Source organism: Piscinibacter sp. (assembly GCF_050175855.1).
In the GTDB taxonomy this organism is placed as follows: domain Bacteria; phylum Pseudomonadota; class Gammaproteobacteria; order Burkholderiales; family Burkholderiaceae_C; genus Piscinibacter.
On the sequence record NZ_JBFXIO010000033.1, the window covers coordinates 1 to 20,266 of the forward strand.

15 protein-coding genes and 3 pseudogenes are annotated in these 20,266 nt (G+C 67.4%); 12 read left to right on the plus strand and 6 right to left on the minus strand.

Annotated features, from left to right (window positions below; genetic code table 11):
• The first annotated feature begins 9 nt into the window (after positions 1-9).
• The 5 genes from AB7U92_RS04655 to AB7U92_RS04675 all read left to right on the plus strand — a co-directional run bounded on the left by AB7U92_RS04655 (position 10) and on the right by AB7U92_RS04675 (position 6,778).
• On the plus strand, positions 10-96 hold the full coding sequence (locus tag AB7U92_RS04655; RefSeq protein ID WP_428575040.1) for a phospholipase A: 87 nt from the start codon (positions 10-12) through the stop codon (positions 94-96).
• Between the two features lie 172 nt (positions 97-268).
• Entirely contained in the window at positions 269-1,510 is a 1,242-nt protein-coding gene (locus AB7U92_RS04660) for an efflux RND transporter periplasmic adaptor subunit (protein ID WP_240668674.1), read from the plus strand.
• Positions 1,511-1,523: 13 nt separating this feature from the next.
• On the plus strand, positions 1,524-4,709 hold the full coding sequence (locus tag AB7U92_RS04665) for an efflux RND transporter permease subunit (RefSeq protein WP_128003502.1): 3,186 nt from the start codon (positions 1,524-1,526) through the stop codon (positions 4,707-4,709).
• Positions 4,706-6,085 (plus strand): efflux transporter outer membrane subunit, encoded by a 1,380-nt coding sequence (locus AB7U92_RS04670; protein WP_128003503.1) that lies wholly within the window; start codon positions 4,706-4,708, stop codon positions 6,083-6,085. The genes AB7U92_RS04665 and AB7U92_RS04670 overlap by 4 nt, the downstream gene beginning before the upstream one ends.
• A gap of 138 nt (positions 6,086-6,223) precedes the next feature.
• The gene (locus AB7U92_RS04675) at positions 6,224-6,778 is read left to right on the plus strand and encodes an acyloxyacyl hydrolase (RefSeq protein ID WP_128003504.1); all 555 of its coding nucleotides are present in this window, start codon (positions 6,224-6,226) and stop codon (positions 6,776-6,778) included.
• Positions 6,779-6,835: 57 nt separating this feature from the next.
• Here the strand turns inward: AB7U92_RS04675 and AB7U92_RS04680 are convergent, their stop codons facing one another.
• The gene (locus tag AB7U92_RS04680; protein ID WP_128003505.1) at positions 6,836-7,225 is read right to left on the minus strand and encodes a TetR/AcrR family transcriptional regulator C-terminal domain-containing protein; all 390 of its coding nucleotides are present in this window, start codon (positions 7,223-7,225) and stop codon (positions 6,836-6,838) included.
• 14 nt (positions 7,226-7,239) lie between these two features.
• On the opposite strand from AB7U92_RS04680, the pseudogene AB7U92_RS04685 reads away from it, so the two are divergent.
• The 6 genes and pseudogenes from AB7U92_RS04685 to AB7U92_RS04710 all read left to right on the plus strand — a co-directional run.
• Positions 7,240-7,932, plus strand: a pseudogene (locus tag AB7U92_RS04685) (ABC transporter ATP-binding protein); the annotation flags it as partial.
• Positions 7,933-7,943: 11 nt separating this feature from the next.
• Entirely contained in the window at positions 7,944-8,873 is a 930-nt protein-coding gene (locus AB7U92_RS04690; RefSeq protein WP_041930432.1) for a branched-chain amino acid ABC transporter permease, read from the plus strand.
• Positions 8,874-8,892: 19 nt separating this feature from the next.
• Positions 8,893-9,969: pseudogene (locus tag AB7U92_RS04695) on the plus strand (branched-chain amino acid ABC transporter permease).
• Positions 9,970-10,034: 65 nt separating this feature from the next.
• Positions 10,035-11,357 carry an ABC transporter substrate-binding protein gene (locus tag AB7U92_RS04700; RefSeq protein WP_011831884.1) on the plus strand — a complete coding sequence of 441 codons (1,323 nt, stop codon included), beginning with the start codon at positions 10,035-10,037 and terminating at the stop codon, positions 11,355-11,357.
• Positions 11,358-11,388: 31 nt separating this feature from the next.
• Positions 11,389-12,192 carry an ABC transporter ATP-binding protein gene (locus tag AB7U92_RS04705; protein ID WP_428575037.1) on the plus strand — a complete coding sequence of 268 codons (804 nt, stop codon included), beginning with the start codon at positions 11,389-11,391 and terminating at the stop codon, positions 12,190-12,192.
• Between the two features lie 15 nt (positions 12,193-12,207).
• The gene (locus tag AB7U92_RS04710; protein WP_011831882.1) at positions 12,208-13,464 is read left to right on the plus strand and encodes a phenylacetate--CoA ligase family protein; all 1,257 of its coding nucleotides are present in this window, start codon (positions 12,208-12,210) and stop codon (positions 13,462-13,464) included.
• 102 nt (positions 13,465-13,566) lie between these two features.
• On the opposite strand, the gene AB7U92_RS04715 is transcribed toward AB7U92_RS04710, so the two are convergent.
• Genes AB7U92_RS04715 through AB7U92_RS04735 form a run of 5 tightly spaced genes read right to left on the minus strand, consistent with a single transcriptional unit; the run spans position 13,567 to position 19,263 of the window.
• Entirely contained in the window at positions 13,567-14,199 is a 633-nt protein-coding gene (locus tag AB7U92_RS04715) for a histidine phosphatase family protein (protein WP_041930431.1), read from the minus strand.
• Between the two features lie 19 nt (positions 14,200-14,218).
• A complete protein-coding gene (locus AB7U92_RS04720) occupies positions 14,219-15,112 on the minus strand; it encodes an NAD(P)-dependent oxidoreductase (protein ID WP_011831880.1) in 894 nt (297 codons plus the stop codon).
• 59 nt (positions 15,113-15,171) lie between these two features.
• Positions 15,172-17,703 carry a pyruvate, phosphate dikinase gene (locus AB7U92_RS04725; protein WP_428575038.1) on the minus strand — a complete coding sequence of 844 codons (2,532 nt, stop codon included), beginning with the start codon at positions 17,701-17,703 and terminating at the stop codon, positions 15,172-15,174.
• A 22-nt stretch (positions 17,704-17,725) separates the two neighbouring features.
• Entirely contained in the window at positions 17,726-18,166 is a 441-nt protein-coding gene (locus AB7U92_RS04730; protein ID WP_148211123.1) for an HIT family protein, read from the minus strand.
• Positions 18,166-19,263, minus strand: coding sequence for an Ldh family oxidoreductase (locus AB7U92_RS04735; RefSeq protein WP_428575039.1), 1,098 nt, complete (start codon positions 19,261-19,263; stop codon positions 18,166-18,168). Before AB7U92_RS04735 ends, AB7U92_RS04730 begins: the two co-directional genes overlap by 1 nt.
• A 327-nt stretch (positions 19,264-19,590) precedes the next feature.
• On the opposite strand from AB7U92_RS04735, the pseudogene AB7U92_RS04740 reads away from it, so the two are divergent.
• A pseudogene (locus AB7U92_RS04740) lies at positions 19,591-20,266 on the plus strand (transposase); the annotation flags it as partial.

Sequence of the window (20,266 nt, forward strand, 5' to 3'; positions counted from 1 at the left end):
TACGTTCAGGTGTTCTCCGGCTACGGCGAATCTCTCCTGGACTACAACCACCGACAGACCAGTGTAGGGACGGGCCTGACGCTGTTCCAGTTCTGAGCAGGATGCGCTGGCGTGCGTCTCGACGCGATTCCAGCAGATCGGCGAACTCAGGTCGGAGTGCCTGCAGGACCGAAGCACTCCATACGATAATATACATTCGCGCTTGTATTTACTGCATCCACCAGCCTCCACAAGGACCGATCCCATGCATCCAGCCACCTCGGGCCCCATGAGCCGCGGCCAGCAACCGACGACCCGTGCCCGCCTGCGGGTAGCGACCTGTGCCAGCGTTGCCACGCTTATGGTCGTCACGGCCTGTGGCGGCAGCGGCGGAGGGGGGCAGGCGCCGGCCGGTGGTGGAGCCGCACCGCCGCCGCCGGAGGTTTCGGTGGTGACGGTGGCATTCCAGACGGCGCCGCTGACGGCCGAGCTGCCGGGCCGTGTCGAGCCCGTCAGAGTGGCCCAAGTGCGCGCCCGGGTCACCGGTATTGTCCAGAAGCGCCTGTTCAATGAAGGCTCGCAGGTCAAGGCAGGCCAGGCGTTGTTCCAGATCGACCGCGCGCCCTACGAGGCGGCCGCCGACAGTGCCAAGGCGGCGCTGGCCAAGGCCCAGGCCAATCTGATGCAGGCCAGCGCGACAGTGACACGCTACACACCGCTGCGCGCGGCCAACGCGGTCAGCCAGCAGGACTTCGTGAACGCCCAGGCGGCACAGGCGCAGGCCGAGGCCGACGTGGCCGCGGCCAAGGCCGCGTTGCGCACGGCCGAGCTGAACCTGGGCTACGCGACCGTGACGGCCCCGATCTCGGGGCGCATCGGGCGCGCGCTGGTCACCGAGGGCGCGCTGGTGTCGCAGGCCGAAGCGACGCAGATGGCGCTGATCCAGCAGATCGATCCGGTCTATGTCAATGCCACCCAGTCGGTCATCGAAGTGGACCGGCTGCGGCAGCAGGTCGCGGGAGCGGGCAAGGCGCCCGCGGAATCGGCCGCCGTGCGGGTGGTGCTCGACGACGGCAGCGAACTACCGCAGAAGGGGCGGCTGCTGTTTGCGGATCTGAGCGTCGATCCGACCACCGAGCAGGTGACCTTGCGTGCCGAGGTGCCCAACCCCTCGGGCCGCCTGCTGCCGGGCATGTACGTGCGCGCGCGACTCGTACAGGGCGAGATCGCCGGCGCGGTGCTGCTGCCGCAGCAGGCGGTGACGCGAACCGCGCAAGGCGACACCGTGCTTGTCGTCGGCGAGGGCGGCAAGCCCGGCCCGCGCCCGGTCAAGGTCGCGGGTTCTGCGGGCAAGCAGTGGATCGTGACCCAGGGCCTGGCCGCCGGAGATCAGGTCATCGTCGAAGGATTCCAGAAGATGCGACCCAACTCGCCGGTGAAGCCAGTGCCCTGGGCGCCCGCCAAGCCGGCCTCGGCCGCGGCCTCTTCTGCCGGCGCCGCCGCCCCGGCGGGTTCGGCTGCCAGCCGCTGAGGGTGCAGCACCCATGGCCAAGTTCTTCATCGACCGGCCCATCTTCGCGTGGGTCATCGCGCTGTTCGTCGTGGTGGCGGGCATCGTCTCCATCACGCAGTTGCCCGTGGCGCAATACCCGACGGTTGCGCCGCCGTCCATCGTCGTCACCGCCACCTACCCCGGAGCGTCGGCCAAGACTCTGGAAAACAGCACGCTGTCGGTCATCGAACAGGAGATGAACGGCTCGCCAGGCCTGGCGTACATGGAGTCGGTGGCGCAGGCCAACGGCACCGGCACGCTCACGCTGACCTTCACGCCGAACACCAATCCGGACCTGGCGCAGGTGGACGTGCAGAACCGCCTGTCGCGCGCCACGCCGCGCCTTCCCGCGGCCGTGACCCAGCAAGGCGTGCGGGTCGACAAGGCGCGCTCCAACTTCCTGATGTTCACCATCCTCAGCTCGGACGACCCGAAGTGGGATCCGATCGCGCTGGGCGACTACGCGGCACGCAACGTGCTGCCCGAACTGCAGCGGGTGCCGGGGGTCGGCACGGCGCAGCTGTTCGGCACCGAGCGCGCGATGCGCATCTGGATCGATCCGGCGAAGCTGCGCAGTTTGAACCTGTCCGCGGGCGACGTGAACGCGGCGATTCGCGCACAGAACGCGCAGGTCTCCTCCGGCACGATCGGCGACCTGCCCAACCCGGTGGATCAGGCCATCTCGGCCACCGTGCAGGTGGAGGGGCAGCTCGCGAGCATCGAGCAGTTCGGCAGCATCGTGCTGCGCGCCAACGCCGACGGCTCGTCGGTGCGGCTGCGCGACGTGGCCCGCATCGAGCTCGGGGCGCAGACCTATGCCACGTCGGCGCGGCTCAACGGCAAGCCCTCCGCCGGCATCGGCATCCAGCTCTCGCCGAGCGGCAACGCACTGGAGACTGCCAGGCTCGTGCGTGCGCGCATGGAGGAGCTCAAGCGCTACTTCCCCCAGGGCATGAGCTACGCCGTGCCCTACGACACCTCGCGCTTCGTCGACATCTCGATCGGCAAGGTGGTCGAGACCCTGATCGAAGCGGTCGTGCTGGTCTTCCTGGTGATGTTCCTGTTCCTGCAGAACTGGCGCTTCACCCTGATCCCCACGATCGTGGTGCCCGTGGCGCTGCTGGGCACCTTCGGCGTGCTGCTGGCGCTCGGTTTCTCGATCAACGTGCTGACCATGTTCGGCATGGTGCTCGTGGTCGGCATCGTGGTCGACGATGCCATCGTGGTGGTCGAGAACGTCGAGCGCATCATGAGCGAGGAGGGCCTGCCGCCTCGCGAGGCCACGCGCAAGGCCATGGGGCAGATTTCCGGCGCGATCATCGGCGTGACGGTGGTGCTGATCTCGGTGTTCGTACCACTGGCGTTCTTCACCGGCGCGGTGGGCAACATCTACCGGCAGTTCTCGGCCGTCATGACGGCCTCCATCGCCTTCTCGGCCTTCATGGCGCTGTCGCTCACGCCGGCACTGTGCGCGACGCTGCTCAAGCAGGTCGAGGCCGGGCACGCGCATGCCAAGACCGGCTTCTACGGTTGGTTCAATCGAGGCTTTGCCAACACCGCCAAGCGCTACGAAGGATTCCTCGTACGCCTGCTCAACCGCACCGGCCGCATGCTGCTGGTCTACGTGGCGATCGTGGCGGGTGTGGGCTGGTTGACCTATCGGCTGCCGACGTCCTTCCTGCCCAACGAGGACCAGGGCTACATCCTCGTGAACATACAGCTGCCGCCCGGAGCGACCTTGAACCGCAGCCTGCAGGTGATGCAGCAGGTCGAGGGCTTCGTGCTCAAGCAGCCGGAAGTGCGCAGCATGGTCGGCGTGCTTGGCTTCAACTTCTCCGGCCAGGGCCAGAACTCGGCGCTGGCCTTCGTCACCCTGAAGGACTGGGACGAGCGCAAGGGCGAAGCCCAGAGTGCACAGGCGCTGGCGCGCCGCACCTTCGGCGCTCTGATGGGGGTGAAGGATGCCTTCATCTTCCCGCTCAGCCCGCCACCGATTCCCGAACTCGGCTCGGCCACTGGCTTTGCATTCCGGCTGCAGGATCGCGGCGGCAATGGGCGCGAAGCGCTCATCGCGGCGCGCAACCAGCTGCTGGGCATGGCCTCGCAGAGCAAGCTGCTGGCCGGCGTCAGGCCGGACGGCCTCGAAGACGCGCCGCAACTGCAGTTGGTGATCGACCGCGACAAGGCCAGCGCCCTGGGCGTCGGCTTCGAGGCAATCAACGCGACGATCTCGACGGCGATCGGTTCGGCCTACGTGAACGACTTCCAGAGCGGCGAGCGGCTGCAGCGTGTCGTCGTCCAGGCCGACGCGCAGGCACGCATGCAGCCCGAGGATCTGCTGCGGCTGACGGCCCCGAACTCGAAGGGACAGCCCGTACCGCTGGCAACCTTCGCCAGCACACGCTGGGTGACCGGCGCCATGCAGTCCATTCGCTACAACGGCTACCCCACCATGCGGATCGCTGGCGACGCGGCGCCCGGTGTCAGCACCGGCGAGGCGATGGCCGAGATGGAGCGCCTGGCGGGCCAGTTGCCGCCGGGATTCGGCTTCGAGTGGACGGGGCAGTCGCGCGAAGAGCGGTTGGCGGGGGCGACGGCCGTGTTCCTGTTCGGCTTCTCGCTGTTGGCCGTCTTCCTATGCCTGGCCGCTCTCTACGAGAGCTGGTCGATTCCGCTGGCGGTCATCCTGGTCGTGCCGCTGGGCGTGCTCGGCGTGGTGCTGGCAACGATGGGCCGCGGCTTCTCCAATGACGTGTACTTCAAGATCGGCCTCATCACCATCATTGGCCTGTCGGCGAAGAACGCGGTGCTGATCATCGAGTTCGCCAAGGATCTGCAGGCCCAGGGCCGCTCCGTCCTGCAGGCCGTGCTGGAAGCGGCGCACTTGCGATTCCGCCCGATCGTGATGACCTCGATGGCCTTTGTCCTGGGCGTGCTGCCGCTGGCCATCGCCTCCGGCGCTGGCTCTGCGAGCCAGCGCTCGATCGGCACCGGCGTGATGGGCGGCATGGTCACCGCAGTCGCCTTGTCGGTGCTGTTCGTGCCGGTGTTCTTCGTCGTGGTGCGGCGGCTGTTCAAGGGCAGCGAGCGGCAGCGCAAGTTCTATGCGCACGAACTGGATGACGCACCGGCTGCCGCAGCAGCCCCGGTGGCCAAGGGACATGGAGAGCAGGCATGAAGGGCGCGACGTTGAAGCGATGGGGTCTCCTGGCAGCCGCCGTGGCGGGTCTTGGGGGGTGTGCCGCGCCCACGCCGCCGTTGACGCTGCCCGCTACGCCCGTGGCAGCGGCTTTCCCGAATGCGGCGTCGTCGCCACAGAACGGCCTCAAGGCCGCGGCGGCCACCGGCTGGCAGGAGTATTTCCCCGATCCTGCGCTGCGCGAGGTCATCGGGAAAGCGCTTGCGAACAACCGCGACCTGCGCGTGGCGGTTCTCAACATCGAGGCGGCGCGGGCCGTGCTCGGACAGCGGCGTGCCGACCTGTGGCCCACGCTGAATGCCGGGGCGTCAGCCGTGCGCGGCACCGGCAGCAATGGCAATGTCGCTGGCACCTACACCGCAGGATTGACGGTGTCGGCCTGGGAACTGGACCTGTTCGGCCGCATCCGCGCCGGCAGCGACGCGGCGGCAGCGCAACTGGCAGCCAGCGAGGAGGGTCGTCGCGCCGCGCAGGTCGCGCTGGTGGCATCGGTCGCGCAGGCCTGGCTGTCCCTGTGTGCGGACGACGAACTGCTCGAGATTGCCCGCGAAACCGTGAAGTCGCGCGAGCAGTCTCTGAATCTCACGCAGTTGCGCTACCAGCACGGCACCGCCTCGGAGCTGGACCTGCGTCAGGCGCAGTCCCTCGCGGCCTCCGCCCAGGCGGCGCTGGCACAGTTCACGCGCCAACGCGAGCTGGACTTGAACGCGCTGACCCTGCTGGTGGGTCAGCCGCTGGCCGTCTCCACGCTTCCACGCATCCAGTCGCTGGCGTTCGCGGAGGTTCCGACCGGGCTGCCCTCGGAGGTTTTGCTGCAGCGCCCGGACGTGCGGCAGGCCGAACAGTTGCTCGTGGCCGCCAATGCCAACATCGGTGCAGCGCGGGCGGCCTACTGGCCGCGGATCTCGCTGACCGGCAGTCTGGGCACCGCGAGCACGCAACTGGGCGACCTGTTCAAGGACGGGGCCTGGAGCTTCGCGGCGCAACTGCTGATGCCGATCTTCGATGCCGGCCGGACGGAGTCGCTGGTCCGAGGCGCGACGGCCCAGCGCGACATCGCGCTGGCGCAGTATGAGCGCGCGATCCAGGCCGCGTTCCGCGATGTGGCGGACGCCTTGGCGGGCCGCGCGACACTGATGGACCAGTTGCGCGCGCTCGAGGTGCAAAGGCAGTCCGAGGCGGCGCGTCTGCAACTCGTGCAGGTGCGGGTGGACAACGGCGTGGGCACGACGCTGGAACTGCTCGACGCCGAGCGGTCGCTGTTTGCTGCCGCGCAGGCCGAAGTGCAGACGCGGCTGGCCGAACAGCAAAGCCGCATCGCGATGTACCGAGCCCTGGGCGGCGGCGTGCAATAGAGGAGCGCGGCACGCCGTCTGCGGGGTTGGCCGCTCGAAGCGCCACAGTCGGGGCTGGTCATTTCATCTGGATGCGATGCAGTGGCACTCGGCTCCATTCGATGCAGCAGGCCACGCATTCGCTCGACGGCGCTGCTCATGCTGGCCGCAGTCTGCGCCCCGGGTGCTCAAGCCCTGTGCCTGTGGCCCGATGCCGAAGAAGCCGCACAGCGCGCGCCGGGAGATTGCCCCGAGTACGGATTCGTCCAGTGGTCGCGATCGAACCGCTCGGCAGCCTTCGCGGTTGGCGCGCTATGGCCGTGGAGCGTCGCGCCACGCGTGTGGCCGGGCCGGCTGACGTGGCAGATCGAGGCGACCATCGGCGTGTGGCGCTCGCGCGCTGCGGGTGACGCCGGGGACCCTCGCGTCAGCCTGCAGCTGGGGCTGAAGCCGATCGCTCGCTGGGCATTCGGCCACCGGTGGTTCCTCGAGGGCGGTGTCGGACTGAACATCGTCTCGCCCCGCTATCGAGGCGGTGATCGTCGTTTCAGCACCCGGGTGAACTTCGGCGACCACATCGCGCTGGGGCTGCGCTTGGGCGCTCGGCAGGAGCACGAACTGCAACTGCGCGTAGAGCACTTCTCGAACGCCGGACTGCGAAAGCCCAATCCCGGTGAAAACTTCGGGCAGGTTCGATACGTGTGGCGGTTTTGAGGTCCGCAGGGTGTGGACGGCCGATCCGCGCTCAGTCAGGTTCCGCCTTCGAGGCCGTCATCCGGGCGGCCCATGCTCATCCGGATGGGCATGCAGCTGCATGAAGAGGTCCACGACCTGCGCGGCGTGGGCCTGGCGTTCCTGCGGGCGAGATCTGGCCAGCGCCACCCGATACATGGAGCGCACGAGGTCCAACCCCAGCGCCATGCCCAGCAGCAGTTCGGCGCTGGCGGCGGGTGAGGAGCAGTGCAGATGGCCTGCAGCGTGGGCGGCCTGCAGGAACGACGCCAGCATCGCATGGCCCCGCTCGGGCCCGCGTTGCCAGATGAGCCGCGCATCGCGTGCCGTGGGCGGCGACTCGGCCAACACCTGGACGTACCGCCGATGCCCCGGACCGGACAGGAACGCCGTGAGATCGACGACATAGGCCTCGAGCTGCTGCGGCACGTCGGCGGCGCTGCGACGTGTGCGAGCACGAGATCCGAGCCATCATCGGCCCGAACGGCGCGGGCAAGAGTTCGATGCTGAACTGCATCAACGGCGTCTACCAGCCGCAGGCAGGCTCGATCGCCTTTCGCGGCAAGACCTTCAGGCACATGAGCTCGCGCCAGGTCGCCGAGATGGGCGTCGCACGCACGTTCCAGAACCTTGCGCTCTTCAAGGGCATGAGCGTGCTCGACAACATCATGACGGGCCGCAATCTGCGCATGAAGAGCAACCTGTTCCTGCAGGCGCTGCGCTGGGGGCCAGCCGAGAGGGAAGAGATCGCGCACCGCGAGGTCGTCGAGCGAATCATCGATTTCCTGGAGATCCAGGTCTGGCGCAAGACACCGGTCGGGCGCCTGCCGTACGGGCTGCAGAAGCGCGTCGATCTCGGCCGAGCGCTCGCGATGGAGCCGACGCTGCTGTTGCTCGACGAACCGATGGCCGGCATGAACGTCGAAGAGAAGCAGGACATGTGCCGCTTCATTCTCGACGTGAATGACGAGTTCGGCACCACCATCGTGCTGATCGAGCACGACATGGGCGTCGTGATGGACATCTGCGACCGCGTCGTGGTGCTCGACTACGGCAAGAAGATCGGCGATGGCACGCCCGACGCGGTACGCGGCAACGCCGAGGTCATCAAGGCCTACCTCGGCACGACCGACTGAGGAACACGATGATGGGCTTCCTACTCGAGACTCTCATCGGCGGCCTGATGTCGGGCATGCTGTATTCGCTGGTCGCGCTCGGCTTCGTGCTGATCTTCAAGGCCTCCGGCGTCTTCAACTTCGCGCAAGGCGCGATGGTGTTGTTCGCGGCGCTCGCGATGGCGCGCTTCGCCGAGTGGATCCCGTCGCTGCTGGGCATCCACAGTCGGCTGGTGGCCAACGTGCTCGCCTTCGCGGCGGCGATCGCCGTGATGGTCGCCGTGGCCAGGGCGGTCGAGAGGCTGTGCCTGCGCCAGCTGGTCAACCAGGAGGGCGTGACCTTGCTGATGGCCACGCTGGGCATCGCGCACTTCCTCGACGGCTTCGGCCAGAGCCTCTTCGGCAGCGACATCTACACCATCGACGTTGGCCTGCCCAAGGACCCGCTGACGGTGCTGGAGAGCACCCTGCAGGGCGGATTGCTGATCAGTAAGGAGGACTTGTACGCTGCCGCGATCGCCACCGCGCTGGTCGCGCTGCTGGCGCTGTTCTTCCAGAAGACCTCCACCGGCCGCGCGCTGCGCGCGGTGGCCGACGACCATCAGGCCACGCAGTCGATCGGCATCCCGCTCGACCGCATCTGGGTGATCGTCTGGAGCGTGGCGGGCTTCGTCGCGCTGGTGGCCGGCGTCATCTGGGGCAGCAAGCTGGGCGTGCAGTTCTCGCTGTCGCTGGTGGCGCTGAAGGCCTTGCCGGTGGTGATCCTCGGAGGCCTCACGTCGGTGCCGGGTGCCATCGTCGGCGGCTTGATCATCGGCATGGGCGAAAAGCTTTCCGAGGTCTACCTCGGCCCGGCGCTCGGTGGCGGCATCGAGATCTGGTTCGCCTATGCGCTGGCGCTCGTCTTCCTTCTCCTGCGGCCGCAAGGGCTGTTCGGCGAGAAGGTCATCGACCGCGTCTGAGCACACAAGGAGACACCACATGCTCTATCGCGAGAACGGCCAGCTCAAGACCACCTATCGCGCTGACCAGCAGATCTTCCCGATCCTGCAGGATCGCTGGGTGATGGCGATGTTGCTGCTCGGTGCGGCAGTGCTCGTGCCGTGGACGGCCAGCGAGTACCTGTTCCGCGCGATCCTCATCCCGTTCCTGATCCTGTCGCTGGCCGCGCTCGGCCTCAACATCCTCGTCGGCTACTGCGGTCAGATCTCGCTGGGCACCGGCGCGTTCATGGCGGTGGGCGCCTAAGCGGCCTACAACTTCCAGGTGCGCATCCAGGGCATGCCGCTGCTGGCCTCGCTGCTGCTCGGCGGTGGGTGTGCCACCTTGGTGGGCGTGCTGTTCGGCATTCCCAGCTTGCGCATCAGGGGGCTGTACCTCGCGGTGGCCACGCTGGCGGCACAGTTCTTCATCGACTGGTCCTTCCTGCGCATCAAGTGGTTCACCAACGACTCGCCCTCGGGCTCGGTGAGCGTGGCCGGCCTGAGCATGTTCGGGCTGCGGATCGAGACACCCGCGCAGAAGTACCTGCTGTGCCTCGCCTTCGTGATCGTGTTCGCGCTGGTGGCCAAGAACCTGGTGCGCAGCGCAATAGGCCGCGAGTGGATGGCGATCCGCGACATGGACGTGGCCGCGGCGGTGATCGGCATCCGCCCGGTCTACGCCAAGCTCACGGCGTTCGCGGTGAGCAGCTTCATTGTCGGCGTGGCCGGCGCGCTCTGGGGCTTCGTCCACCTGGGCGCGTGGGAGCCGGCGGCGTTCTCGATCGACCGCTCGTTCCAGCTGCTGTTCATGGTGATCATCGGCGGCCTGAGCTCCGTGATGGGCAGCTTCTTCGGTGCCGCGTTCATCGTGCTGCTGCCGATCTTCCTCAACCAGGCGCTGCCGGGCATCGGCAATCTCGTCGGCGTCGTGATCTCCACCACGGCCGTATCGCACGCCGAGACGATGATCTTCGGCGCGCTGATCGTCTGGTTCCTGATCGTCGAGCCGCACGGCCTGAGCCGGCTGTGGTCGCTCGGAAAGCAGAAGCTGAGGATCTGGCCGTTTCCTCACTGAAGCAGCGCAGCCAGGGGCTGCGTGAGCAAGTACGGCCGAACCCATCGAACACGACTGGAGACAACATGACGAAAACACGCGCGTTCATCGCCGCCGCGGCATTGACGATCTCGGCCGCTGCCGGGCCGAGCTTCGCGGCAGACAAGTCGCAATACTTCCCCTTGCTCACCTTCCGCACCGGGCCCTATGCGCCCAGCGGAACGCCGTGGGCCAACGGCTTCGTCGACTACTTCAAGCTGGTCAACCTGGAGGGCGGCATCAACGGCGTGCGCGTGCTCTGGGAGGAGTGCGAGACGGGTTACGCCACCGACCGCGGCGTCGAATGCTACGAGCGCATGAAGGGGAAGAACGGCGGCGCCACTGTCTTACAGACCATGTCGACCGGCATCACCTTCGCGCTCACCGAGCGCGGCGCCGCCGACAAGATCCCGATCCTCACGCCCGGCTACGGCATCAGCGAAAGCGCCGACGGAGAAGTCTTCAAGTGGAGCTTCCCGATCGCCGGCACCCACTGGGCCTCGGCCGACACGCAGGTTCAGTACGTGGCGCAGAAGGCGGGCGGCCTCGACAAGCTGGCGGGCAAGAAGATCACGCTGCTCTACCACGATAGCCCTTACGGAAAGGAAGCCATCCCGGTGCTCACCGCGCGGGCGAAGAAGCACGGCTTCGAACTGGTCACCATTCCCGTGCCGCACCCCGGGGTCGAGCAGAAGTCCGCCTGGCTGCAGATCCGTAAGAGCCGGCCCGACTTCGTGCTGCTGTGGGGCTGGGGCGTCATGAACAGCACGGCGCTGAAGGAGGCACAGGCCACCGGGTTCCCGAGGAACCGCGTGGTGGGCGTGTGGCCGTCCGGCTCCGACTCCGACGTCAAGGGCGTGGCAGGTGCCGAGGGCTACAGCGCAGTGCTCATCCTGCCAGGACCCGCCTTGGATTCGAAGATCGCGAAGAAGGTTGTGGACAAGCTCCATGCCAAGGGCGAGGGCTCGGGCCCGAAGGAAGAGGTCGGCTCTGCGCTGTACATGCGCGGCCTGATGAACGCGATGTTCGCCGTGGAAGGCGTGCGCCGCGCCCAGCAGAAGTTCGGCATCGGCCAGGTGATGACGCCGGCGCAGGCGCGCTGGGGTTACGAGAACCTTCAGATAGACCAGAAGCGGCTCGAGGAGCTCGGCATTGCCGACGTCATGCGGCCGACGGCAACAAGCTGCAAGGACCACATGGGTCCGTCAGCGGCGCGTGCCTACACGTGGAACGGCACGACCTGGGAGGTGAGCTCCGACTGGCTACGGGCCGACCCCGCAATCCTGGATCCGCTGCTCGAGGTCGCGACGAAGCGCTACGCCGCCGACAAGCAGCTGACACGCAGAGTCGCCGACGACTGCGCCTCCTGAGGCGGTCGAACTGCACGCGCATGGAGCCCGCATGAACGACACCGTTCTCGCCGTCAACGGCATCGAGGTCATCTACGACCGCGTCATCCTCGTGCTGAAGGGTGTCTCGCTGCAGGTGCGCGAGGGCGGCGTCGCGGCGCTGCTCGGTGGCAACGGCGCCGGCAAGACGACGGCGCTGCGGGCGATCTCGAATCTGCTCAGGGGCGAGCGCGGCGAGGTGACCAAGGGCTCGATCGAACTGCGCGGCGAGCGAATCGATGACCTGTCGCCGGCCCAGCTGGTGCAGCGCGGCGTGGTGCAGGTGATGGAGGGCCGCCATTGCTTCGCGCACCTGACGATCGAGGAGAACCTGCTCGCGGGTGCCTACACGCGCAAGCGCAGCGGCGAGATCGCCGCCAACCTCGACAAGGTCTACACCTACTTCCCTCGCCTGAAGACGCGGCGCGCCTCGCAGGCCGCGTACACCTCCGGCGGCGAGCAGCAGATGTGTGCGATCGGGCGTGCCCTGATGGCCAACCCCAGCCTGGTGTTGCTCGACGAGCCATCGATGGGGCTGGCGCCGCAGATCGTCGAGGAGGTGTTCGAGATCGTCAAGGACCTGAACGCGAAGGAGCGTGTGACCTTCCTGCTTGCCGAGCAGAACATCCAGATGGCGCTGAGATACGCCGACCACGACTACATCCTGGAGAACGGGCGGGTGGTGATGAACGGACCCGCTCCCGAGCTGGCCGGCAACGAGGACGTGAAGGAGTTCTACCTCGGGATGGGCGCAGGCCAGCGCAAGAGCTTTCGCGAATCCAAGAGCTACCGGCGGCGCAAGCGATGGCTGGCATAGGCGAGGCTGCATGTCATGAGCGGTGAGTGCCACGACGCGCTCGAGACGCGCGACCCCGCCGCACGCGAAACCGCACTGATGGCCGCGCTGCCCGGCCAGGTGGCGCATGCGAAGGTGGCCACCAGCGCGTTTGCCGAATCGCTGCGCGACATCGACGCGGCCTCGGTGACGAGCCGCAGCGCGCTGGCCGCGCTGCCTGTGGTCCGCAAGCATGAACTGCTGGAGCGACAGAAGGCGCAGCGAGCGAGCGACCCGTTCGGAGGCTGCTCGGCCATCGGCTGGGGTGCGCGTCGGGGCGCGCTGCGGGTGTACCAGTCGCCCGGCCCGATCTACGAGCCCGAGGGCCGTGCCTGCGATTACTGGCGGGTGGCTAGGGCGATGCATGCGGCCGGCTTTCGCGCTGGCGACCTCGTGCACAACAGCTTTAGCCATCACCTCACCCCCGCGGGCGGGATGATGGAAAGCGGCGCGCATGCGCTGGCCTGCACCGTGTTTCCGGGTGGTGTGGGCAATACGGAGCTGCAAGTGCATGCGATGGCCGATCTGCGCCCGAACGCGTATGTCGGCACGCCGAGCTTCCTGAAGATCCTGCTCGAGAAGGCGCTCGATCTGGGAATCCGCGCTGCATCGCTGCAAAAGGCGCTGTTCAGCGGCGAAGCGTTCCCGGCGTCGTTGCAGCAGTGGCTGGGCGAACGTGGCATCGACGCCTATCAGTGTTATGCCACCGCCGACATCGGCCGCATCGCCTACGAGACCGCCGCGCGCGAGGGCCTGGTGCTCGACGAGGGCGTGATCGTCGAGATCGTGCGCCCCGGTACCGGCGACCCGGTGCTCGACGGCGAAGTCGGCGAGCTCGTCGTGACGACCCTGAACCCGGACTACCCCTTGATCCGCTTCGGCACCGGCGACCTCTCGGCACTGCTGCCGGGCCGTTGCCCGACCGGCCGCACGAACCGGCGCATCAGGGGCTGGATGGGGCGAGCCGACCAGACCACCAAGGTGCGCGGCATGTTCGTGCACCCCGGCCAGGTGGCAGACATCGTGCGACGCCACCGCGAAGTGATCAAGGCGCGCCTAGTCATGGACGGCGAGGTGGCCCGCGACCGCATGACCTTGCAGGTCGAAGTGTCCGAGCGGCCGGAAGGCCTGGCCGAGCGCATCGCCGGTAGCGTGCGCGAGGTGACCAAGCTGCGCAGCGACGTCCTGCTGCTGCCGCCCGGCAGCCTTCCGAACGATGGCAAGCTCATCGAGGACGCGCGCAGCTATCGATAGCCATCAGCCTCGAATGACTGACGGCCTACCAGAACGCGGCTTCTTTAGGTTTGCATGGCTGAGTGATCTTGCCGATCGAGACTACCCTTTCGCTTGCGTGCGTCAAACGTCATCCAACGGTTTGCCGTCCAAATGCGCCACATCGGCCCAGAAATCCAGGCGCCACACGCCGCACTCGTAAGAGAACCCGTTGATGCTTCCATTAACCATTGTGAACACGCGAGAGCCGACATGGGGCAAGCCCGTCGTGTGTCGATAGAGGCCGTCCAGCACGCCCCCGTGCGTGACGACGAGAATCCGCTGCCCAGCCCGCTGCGCCGCAAGCTCCTCCAAGCATCCCAGGCTGCGTTCGAAGGCGGCTTGTGTGCTTTCCCCGCCGGGAATCGCAAAATTGACGTCTTCGTCGCTGTAGCGCCGATAGGCTTCGGGAAACTTGGCCTGCGCCTCAGGGCGTGTGAGGCCTTGGAAGATTCCGTAGTTCCGCTCGCGCAGCCTGGCATCAAGCAGGACGGGCAGCTTCGTCTCGGTAGCGATGTAAGCAGCCGTCGCGCTCGCGCGGCCCAAGTCGCTGCTTACGAGCAGGTCGAACCGCATCTCGCTCAGCCGCCTTGCGAGGGTCTGCGCCTGGGTGATCCCTTCCGACGTCAACGGGCTGTCCAAGTGGCCCTGGATCCTACCGTCCCGGTTCCATTCCGTCTCGACGTGCCGAACAACGACGAACTGCGTGGCAGCCATGCCATGTGCGTCCAGTGCGCTAGCCGGACTCGGCAACGCGAATGCCTGCAGTGGCTTCGTAGCCCTTGACCACCGACGTGAAGTTCTCTTCCCCCAGCCCTCGCCCAACGGCGTCGCGGTACAGCGATGCGATGACCGGCGCGAGCCGCGCCGCGTAGTGCTCCTCGTTGGCGAGGTCGAGAATGAGGTTGATGTCCTTCAGCGCCAGGCTGGTCTTGAAGCTGGCGCCGTAGTCGCCTTCGATGACCTTCTGGAACCCGCTGATGAAGTGCGCCGAGCGTCCGCCCGAGACGGACAGGATCTCGTACAACCGCTTCGGTTCCATCCCGCACTTCACGCCCAGGACGAAAGCCTCGGCGGCCACAGCGACGTTGCCCAGCGACATCAGGTTGTTCACGAGCTTGACCGTCTTGGCGGTCCCAATGCCGCCCGTGCGGTTGATCTTCTTCGCCAGCACCTGCAGCAACTCGAGATGCTGGTCGATCAACTCGTCGGGGCCACCCACCTGGAAGACCAGTTCGCCAAGGACCGCCTGCGGCGGCTCGCCGGACAGTGCGATGTCGAGGATCCGGATGCCGGACTTGGTCGCCGCCTGCGCGACCTCACGAATGGTGTTCGGGTCGATGGTGCTGGTCTCGATCAGCGTGCTCCCTGGCCGCGCCTGCGCGACCAGACCCTGTTTGCCCAGGTAGACGTCACGCACGATGGGGGGATTCGGCAGCGACGTGACAACGACATCAACCTGCTGCGCGACCGCCGCGGGGCTGACCTCGATCCGGGCGCCGTGTTCCGCGGCGGCTTTCGTGGCCGCCGGCGAAAGGTCGAACCCGACGACGCCGATGCCGCGGTCGAGAAGGCGCCGGCACATTCCGCCGCCGATGTTTCCAAGGCCGATTAGGCCGATCTCTTTCATGGATTAACTCCTTAAGGATTTGTGTCTATTGCTCGTGGCGGCGACCAAACCGGAGCGCCTCAGGCGGGCGGGCCGAATGCACCCTCTTGCGATGCCAGGCGGCCCAGCAGCAGCCGGGTGGCCGCGAGTCCGTTCATCTCGACGCCGAAGTTCCTGAAACCGCGCTCGGTGAAGAAGCGCACCACCTTCTCGCTGACCCCCCAGCCATAAAAGGTGACGCCGAACTCGCAGGCGTGTGTGTCCGGCGTCAGGGTGGGCATCAACAGTTTGATCGCCTCGTCTACTTCATTGGCAGGGTCCAGCGGCATGAAACCGTCGGCGATGTACGACTTCCATGCGTCCTGCGCGAGCATCAGGTCGTCGGGATAGCGGTAGATCGCGGCACACAGTGACCGGTAGTCGATCCAGGCCATGTCGACGTGGCGGGCGATGCGGGGCAACTCCAGCAGCCCGTGCGGGCTGCGCGCGGCCACGCCGAGCCTAAGCTTGGCGCCGCCCGCCTCGCGGCAGGCGGCCCTCAACGCGATCGCCTCGGCTTCCGTGTTGATGCCGCCGACCATTAAGATCACGTTGTCCGGGTAGCCGGTGGTCTCCTTCGCGCGCACCAGTCCTCGGATCTGCGCGCGCAGCAACTGCGGCGAACCTAGCGGCAGCCAGATGGCCGGCGAGGGTGCGACGTCAGTGAAATCCGACACCGCTTCGCCAGCGACCCCGCTGGACAGGTTGGCGATCCGCGCCGCGAACGGCTTCGGATAGACGGCCCGCATGACGTCGGTCAACGCCTCCGCGATCACCTCCTCAAGCGCGGCCAGCGCGTTGGAGTTGGAGTCCGCCGACGTCACTCCGCGCTTGTCGGCCGACACGGCATCGACCAGCGTTTCGAATCCCGCAGTCGCGGCCAGTGTCTCGTCGATGCGGGTGCCAATGGCGTGGGCGCCGGCAGCGATGGCCTGACGCGCCATGTCCGGCGTGGAGACCCGGTTGAAGACGGTGCAGCCGCTGAGGTCGTCGGCCAGCCCCAGGATGGCGCCGATGTGGCTCACAGAGTCGGTGCTGAGGGCGCCGGTCGACAACGTCCCCTCGAACACCTCTCCAGTAGAGCCGTCCAGCGAAACGAGAGTACCTTCCGGTAGTTCGCGGTCGGCCACGCGAACCACGCGTCGTTCGGCGTCGATGTCGAGCGACTCGCAGCCGACGATGCACGGCTTGTCGAGAGCGCGCGCCACGACCGCCGCGTGACTAGTCGAGCCTCCTCGGGCCGTCACGATCCCGCGCGCGGCGAGCATCCCGTGCAAGTCCCGCGGGCTCGTGAACAGCCGCATCAGGACGACCGGGTCTCCTCCTGAGGCCACCTGCTCGGCCCGATCCGGGTCGAAAACGATGCGTCCGCTGACCTGCCCCGGTGAGGCGCCCGTACCCTGTGCCAACCTCGCACCGCCGGCGCGCGCCGCCTCGACGGCCTCCACGAGGAACCGGGGGCGGAGCACCTGGCGCAGATGATCGGCCGTCACGCGCTGCAGCACGGTCTCGCGGTCGACGAGACCCTCCTTGTACAGATCCCCCGCGATCCTGATCGCCGCCTCGGCGGTGCGCTTGCCCGGACGCACCTGCAGCAGGTAGAGCACGCCCTCCTGAACCGTGAACTCGATGTCGAGGACGTCCCGGTAGGTCTTCTCGAGCGAACGCGCCAACGAGTGGAACTGCCCAATCAGCTCCGGATAGCGGCGCCCCACATCATCGAGCGATTCCGGGGTGTGCGTTCCCGCGACGATGTCCTCCCCCTGGCCGTTCTCGAGATACTCGCCGAACAGCTTCGGCGAACCGTCCCGCGGATCGCGGGTGAAGGCCACGCCCGTTCCCGACGGGCTACCGAGATTGCCGAAGACCATCTGCTGCACGACCACCGCCGTACCCAGATCGTGCGCGATTCCGTGATGGTCGCGATAGCGGATCGCACGGCGCGAGTTCCATGACTCGAACACCGCGACCACCGCCTGTCTGAGCTGCGCCCACGGGTCGGCCGGAAAGGTGCCGGACGCACCGACGCCTTCGGCGACGAGTCGGACCGCTGATCGCAGCGACCTCTCGTCCTCGACGGTGTCGAGGCTCGCGCCGTCGGCGGCGCTCTCGTCAGCGGCGCCAAGCACGATGTCGGCGAACATGCGCGCGAACCGGGCGAAGGTCTCGGCGGCGAAGCGGTAGCGGCCGCCGGTCGCCTTCGCCAGCGCGACCGTGGTCTCCTCGTTCATCCCGAGGTTGAGAACGGTGTCCATCATGCCCGGCATGCTCACCGGCGCGCCCGAGCGGACCGACACCAGCAGCGGCCGTGGCCCCTTGCCGAAGCCGCAGCCGGTCCGCTCCTCGAGCTGATGCACGGCCTGAACGATCTCGCGCCACAGCGCCTCGGGAACCGCACCGTCCTTGCTGACCCGGCATGCCTGCGTCGAGATGACGAAACCCGGCGGCACGGGAAAGCCCGCGGCCGTCATCTGGACCAGCCCGGCGCCCTTGCCGCCGAGCGCGGCCGCGTCGAGATGCGTGGCCTCGGCGAAGGAGTAGACGAAGCGCTCAGCGGCGGTGACGCTGGTCATCGACTCGTGTCTCCCTTTGATCCTAAATGTCCTTGGCATCGAGCAACTCCCGGATGCGCGCCTTTATCTGCTGCGCGCTCGCCTCGTCCAGTTCGGTCTGCGCCTGCGGATGCAGCCACGCCGGTACGCGCGGGTTGGGCTCGTCCTGCCGGCGCGGGATCAGATGGCAGTGCACGTGCGGATCGGCATTGCCGAGGATCTCATAGTTCATTTTGAAGGCGCCCGTCGCCAGCTTGATCGCGCGTGCCGCGCGACTCATGTCCTCGACGAACCCCTGCCGCGCCGCCGCCGACGCCTCGAACAGCTCGGTGGCGTGCTCGCGCAGCGTGAGGACGCAGCGGCCGGGGAAGCGACGGTCCGAGACCAGACTGAGCTCGCTGACCCCCAGCCTCGCGATCGGCTCCCCCATCCTGAACCCGCAGCTGGCACAGGCCCAAGCCGCCGGAACCGGTTTGTGCGCCATCACGGCATCTCGCGCGTGGCCAGCGTCGCCGACGGTACGGGCGCGCCGACCTCGCGGGCCACGGCGTCGAGGGCCTCGAGCGTGGTGACCGCCAGCGGCAGCCCGTCCCGCAAGCGCTGCGCCGACAGTTCGGCCTCGATCTCGCCGGGCAGGTAGATGCGCTGCACGCCCTCGGCGCGCGGCGCGTTGCGCAGAGCCGACGCCAACTCGCTGGTGCGGCGCAAGAATGCGTCGCGGTCGCCGAAGGCGCCCGGATCCAACGCCTGGACGAAGTGGCCGCACTTCCATGAATCGTGATGGTCCGCACCCATCACGAGCTTCGGCGACACTTCGAAGCTGAAGAGGGCGCCGGCCAAGGCGCCGCAGACGACCTCGTTGGCGATGATCAGCGCCGAGCCCTTGTGCTGGCCGATGGGCAGAAGGTAACCCTCGAGCGCGACCTTCGGGTCGGTCGTCGGATTGCCGTCGGGCCCGACGGCCCAATCGGCCGGGATCGTGCCGCCGCGCTGGGCGGCCAATCTGATCTTCTCCTTCACGCCGGTAAACGCGGTGTCCACGACGATCGGCAGGCCTTCGAGGGTGGGGAAGGCCCAGCCGACTGGGTCGTTCGAAAGCACCGGCCTGCGGCTGCCCCACACGACCGTGTGGGGGGGGCCGTCGGTCGTGGCGTAGCCGATCATTCCCGCCTCCAGCGCCATCATCGGGTAGAAGGCCGCCGGTCCGAAGTGGTTGCTGTTGCGCACCGCCACCGAGCCGCTGCCGTGTTCGGCGGCGATCGCCATGGCCTCCTTCATCGCGCGGCGCGCCGACAGGAAGCCCAGTCCGTTGTCGGCATCGACGACGGCGACCGCGCCGCGTCGGTGGACGACGCGGATGTCCGGCTTCGGGTTCAGGTGGCCGCGGGCGATGCCGCGGACGTATCGCGGCGTGAACTGGACCCCGTGCGACTCGACGCCGCGCAGATCGGCGAAGACGACGACCTCGGCGATCTGGTCCGCATGCTCGGGCGACACTCCGACCGCCTGGAACAATCCGGCCACCTTCATCCTCAGCTCGCCGCTGTCGACAAGAACCTTCTTAATGATCGGTGCGTTCATGGCTGATTTTTCCCCTTGCTGATGCGCTTGTAGACGGAAGGACTATGGTCGAACGGCGGGCTGCCGTCTCTAGCTCGGAGCGAGCAAAACGCCCCTGCGTCTTTGTCCGCGACCGCACATGCCACCGGGCGTGGCGCACGCCGCGCGGGGGCTTAGCGGGACGCGATGCCTCGTCCGGTCTGCCGGCACCGGCTCCCGGGCGGCAGGGGCGCACATCGGCGCTGCCGGTCCACGTCGGCACTGCGATCACGGCGTGCCGTCGGGGAAGCTGATTTGTCCGGGCTGACCTCAATGGCCGACGATGCCCGAGCGGGCCAAGATGCCCGCATGAAGCAAACCAGCTTTGCCGGCGCGGAGTTCGCGGGCAAGAAGCGCCAGACGCGACGGGAGAGGTTCCTTGCAGAGATGGAGACGGTCGTGCCGTGGGCGCGGCTGGAGGCGGTGATCGAGCCGCACAACCCCAAGAGCGGCAAGGTCGGCAGACCGCCCATCGGGCTGACCAAGATGCTGCGCATGTACTTCCTGCAGCGGTGGTACACGCTGGCCGACGAAGCACTCGAGGACGCGCTGTACAACAGCCAAGCCATGCGCGAGTTTGTCGGCATCTATCTGGCCAGGCATAACGTGCCTGATGCAACGACGCTTCTGAAGTTTCGCCGTCTGCTCGAGGAGTACGAGCTCGGCGCGGCGATCCGCGCCGAAGTCAATGCGCACCTGACCGAGCGAGGCCTGCTGATGCGGCAAGGCACACGGGCGTCGATGTCGACTCGGGCCCCTGGCCCACAGCGTGGTCTGCACGGCCGCCAACGAGTCGGACATTGCGCACGCGCAGCGTAAGGGCAAGCTGCACAAGGACATCAAGTGGAACTTCGCCATGAAGCCGGACACGCTACGCGGCATGGCCGAGGGGCCGGTGAAGCCGCTGACGCAGATCTGCGAACGGATCAAGGCCCGCTCGCGCGCGCGCGTCGAGTGCCCGGTCCACGTCATCAAGAACCAGTTC

Bases quoted from the DNA above. Each gene is read 5' to 3' on its own strand.
- AB7U92_RS04660 (WP_240668674.1), top strand. From the start codon at position 269: ATGAGCCGCGGCCAGCAACCGACGACCCGTGCCCGCCTGCGGGTAGCG.
- AB7U92_RS04665 (WP_128003502.1), top strand. From the start codon at position 1,524: ATGGCCAAGTTCTTCATCGACCGGCCCATCTTCGCGTGGGTCATCGCG.
- AB7U92_RS04670 (WP_128003503.1), top strand. From the start codon at position 4,706: ATGAAGGGCGCGACGTTGAAGCGATGGGGTCTCCTGGCAGCCGCCGTG.
- AB7U92_RS04675 (WP_128003504.1), top strand. From the start codon at position 6,224: ATGCTGGCCGCAGTCTGCGCCCCGGGTGCTCAAGCCCTGTGCCTGTGG.
- AB7U92_RS04690 (WP_041930432.1), top strand. From the start codon at position 7,944: ATGGGCTTCCTACTCGAGACTCTCATCGGCGGCCTGATGTCGGGCATG.
- AB7U92_RS04700 (WP_011831884.1), top strand. From the start codon at position 10,035: ATGACGAAAACACGCGCGTTCATCGCCGCCGCGGCATTGACGATCTCG.
- AB7U92_RS04705 (WP_428575037.1), top strand. From the start codon at position 11,389: ATGAACGACACCGTTCTCGCCGTCAACGGCATCGAGGTCATCTACGAC.
- AB7U92_RS04710 (WP_011831882.1), top strand. From the start codon at position 12,208: ATGAGCGGTGAGTGCCACGACGCGCTCGAGACGCGCGACCCCGCCGCA.
- AB7U92_RS04715 (WP_041930431.1), bottom strand. From the start codon at position 14,199: ATGGCTGCCACGCAGTTCGTCGTTGTTCGGCACGTCGAGACGGAATGG.
- AB7U92_RS04720 (WP_011831880.1), bottom strand. From the start codon at position 15,112: ATGAAAGAGATCGGCCTAATCGGCCTTGGAAACATCGGCGGCGGAATG.
- AB7U92_RS04725 (WP_428575038.1), bottom strand. From the start codon at position 17,703: ATGACCAGCGTCACCGCCGCTGAGCGCTTCGTCTACTCCTTCGCCGAG.
- AB7U92_RS04730 (WP_148211123.1), bottom strand. From the start codon at position 18,166: ATGGCGCACAAACCGGTTCCGGCGGCTTGGGCCTGTGCCAGCTGCGGG.
- AB7U92_RS04735 (WP_428575039.1), bottom strand. From the start codon at position 19,263: ATGAACGCACCGATCATTAAGAAGGTTCTTGTCGACAGCGGCGAGCTG.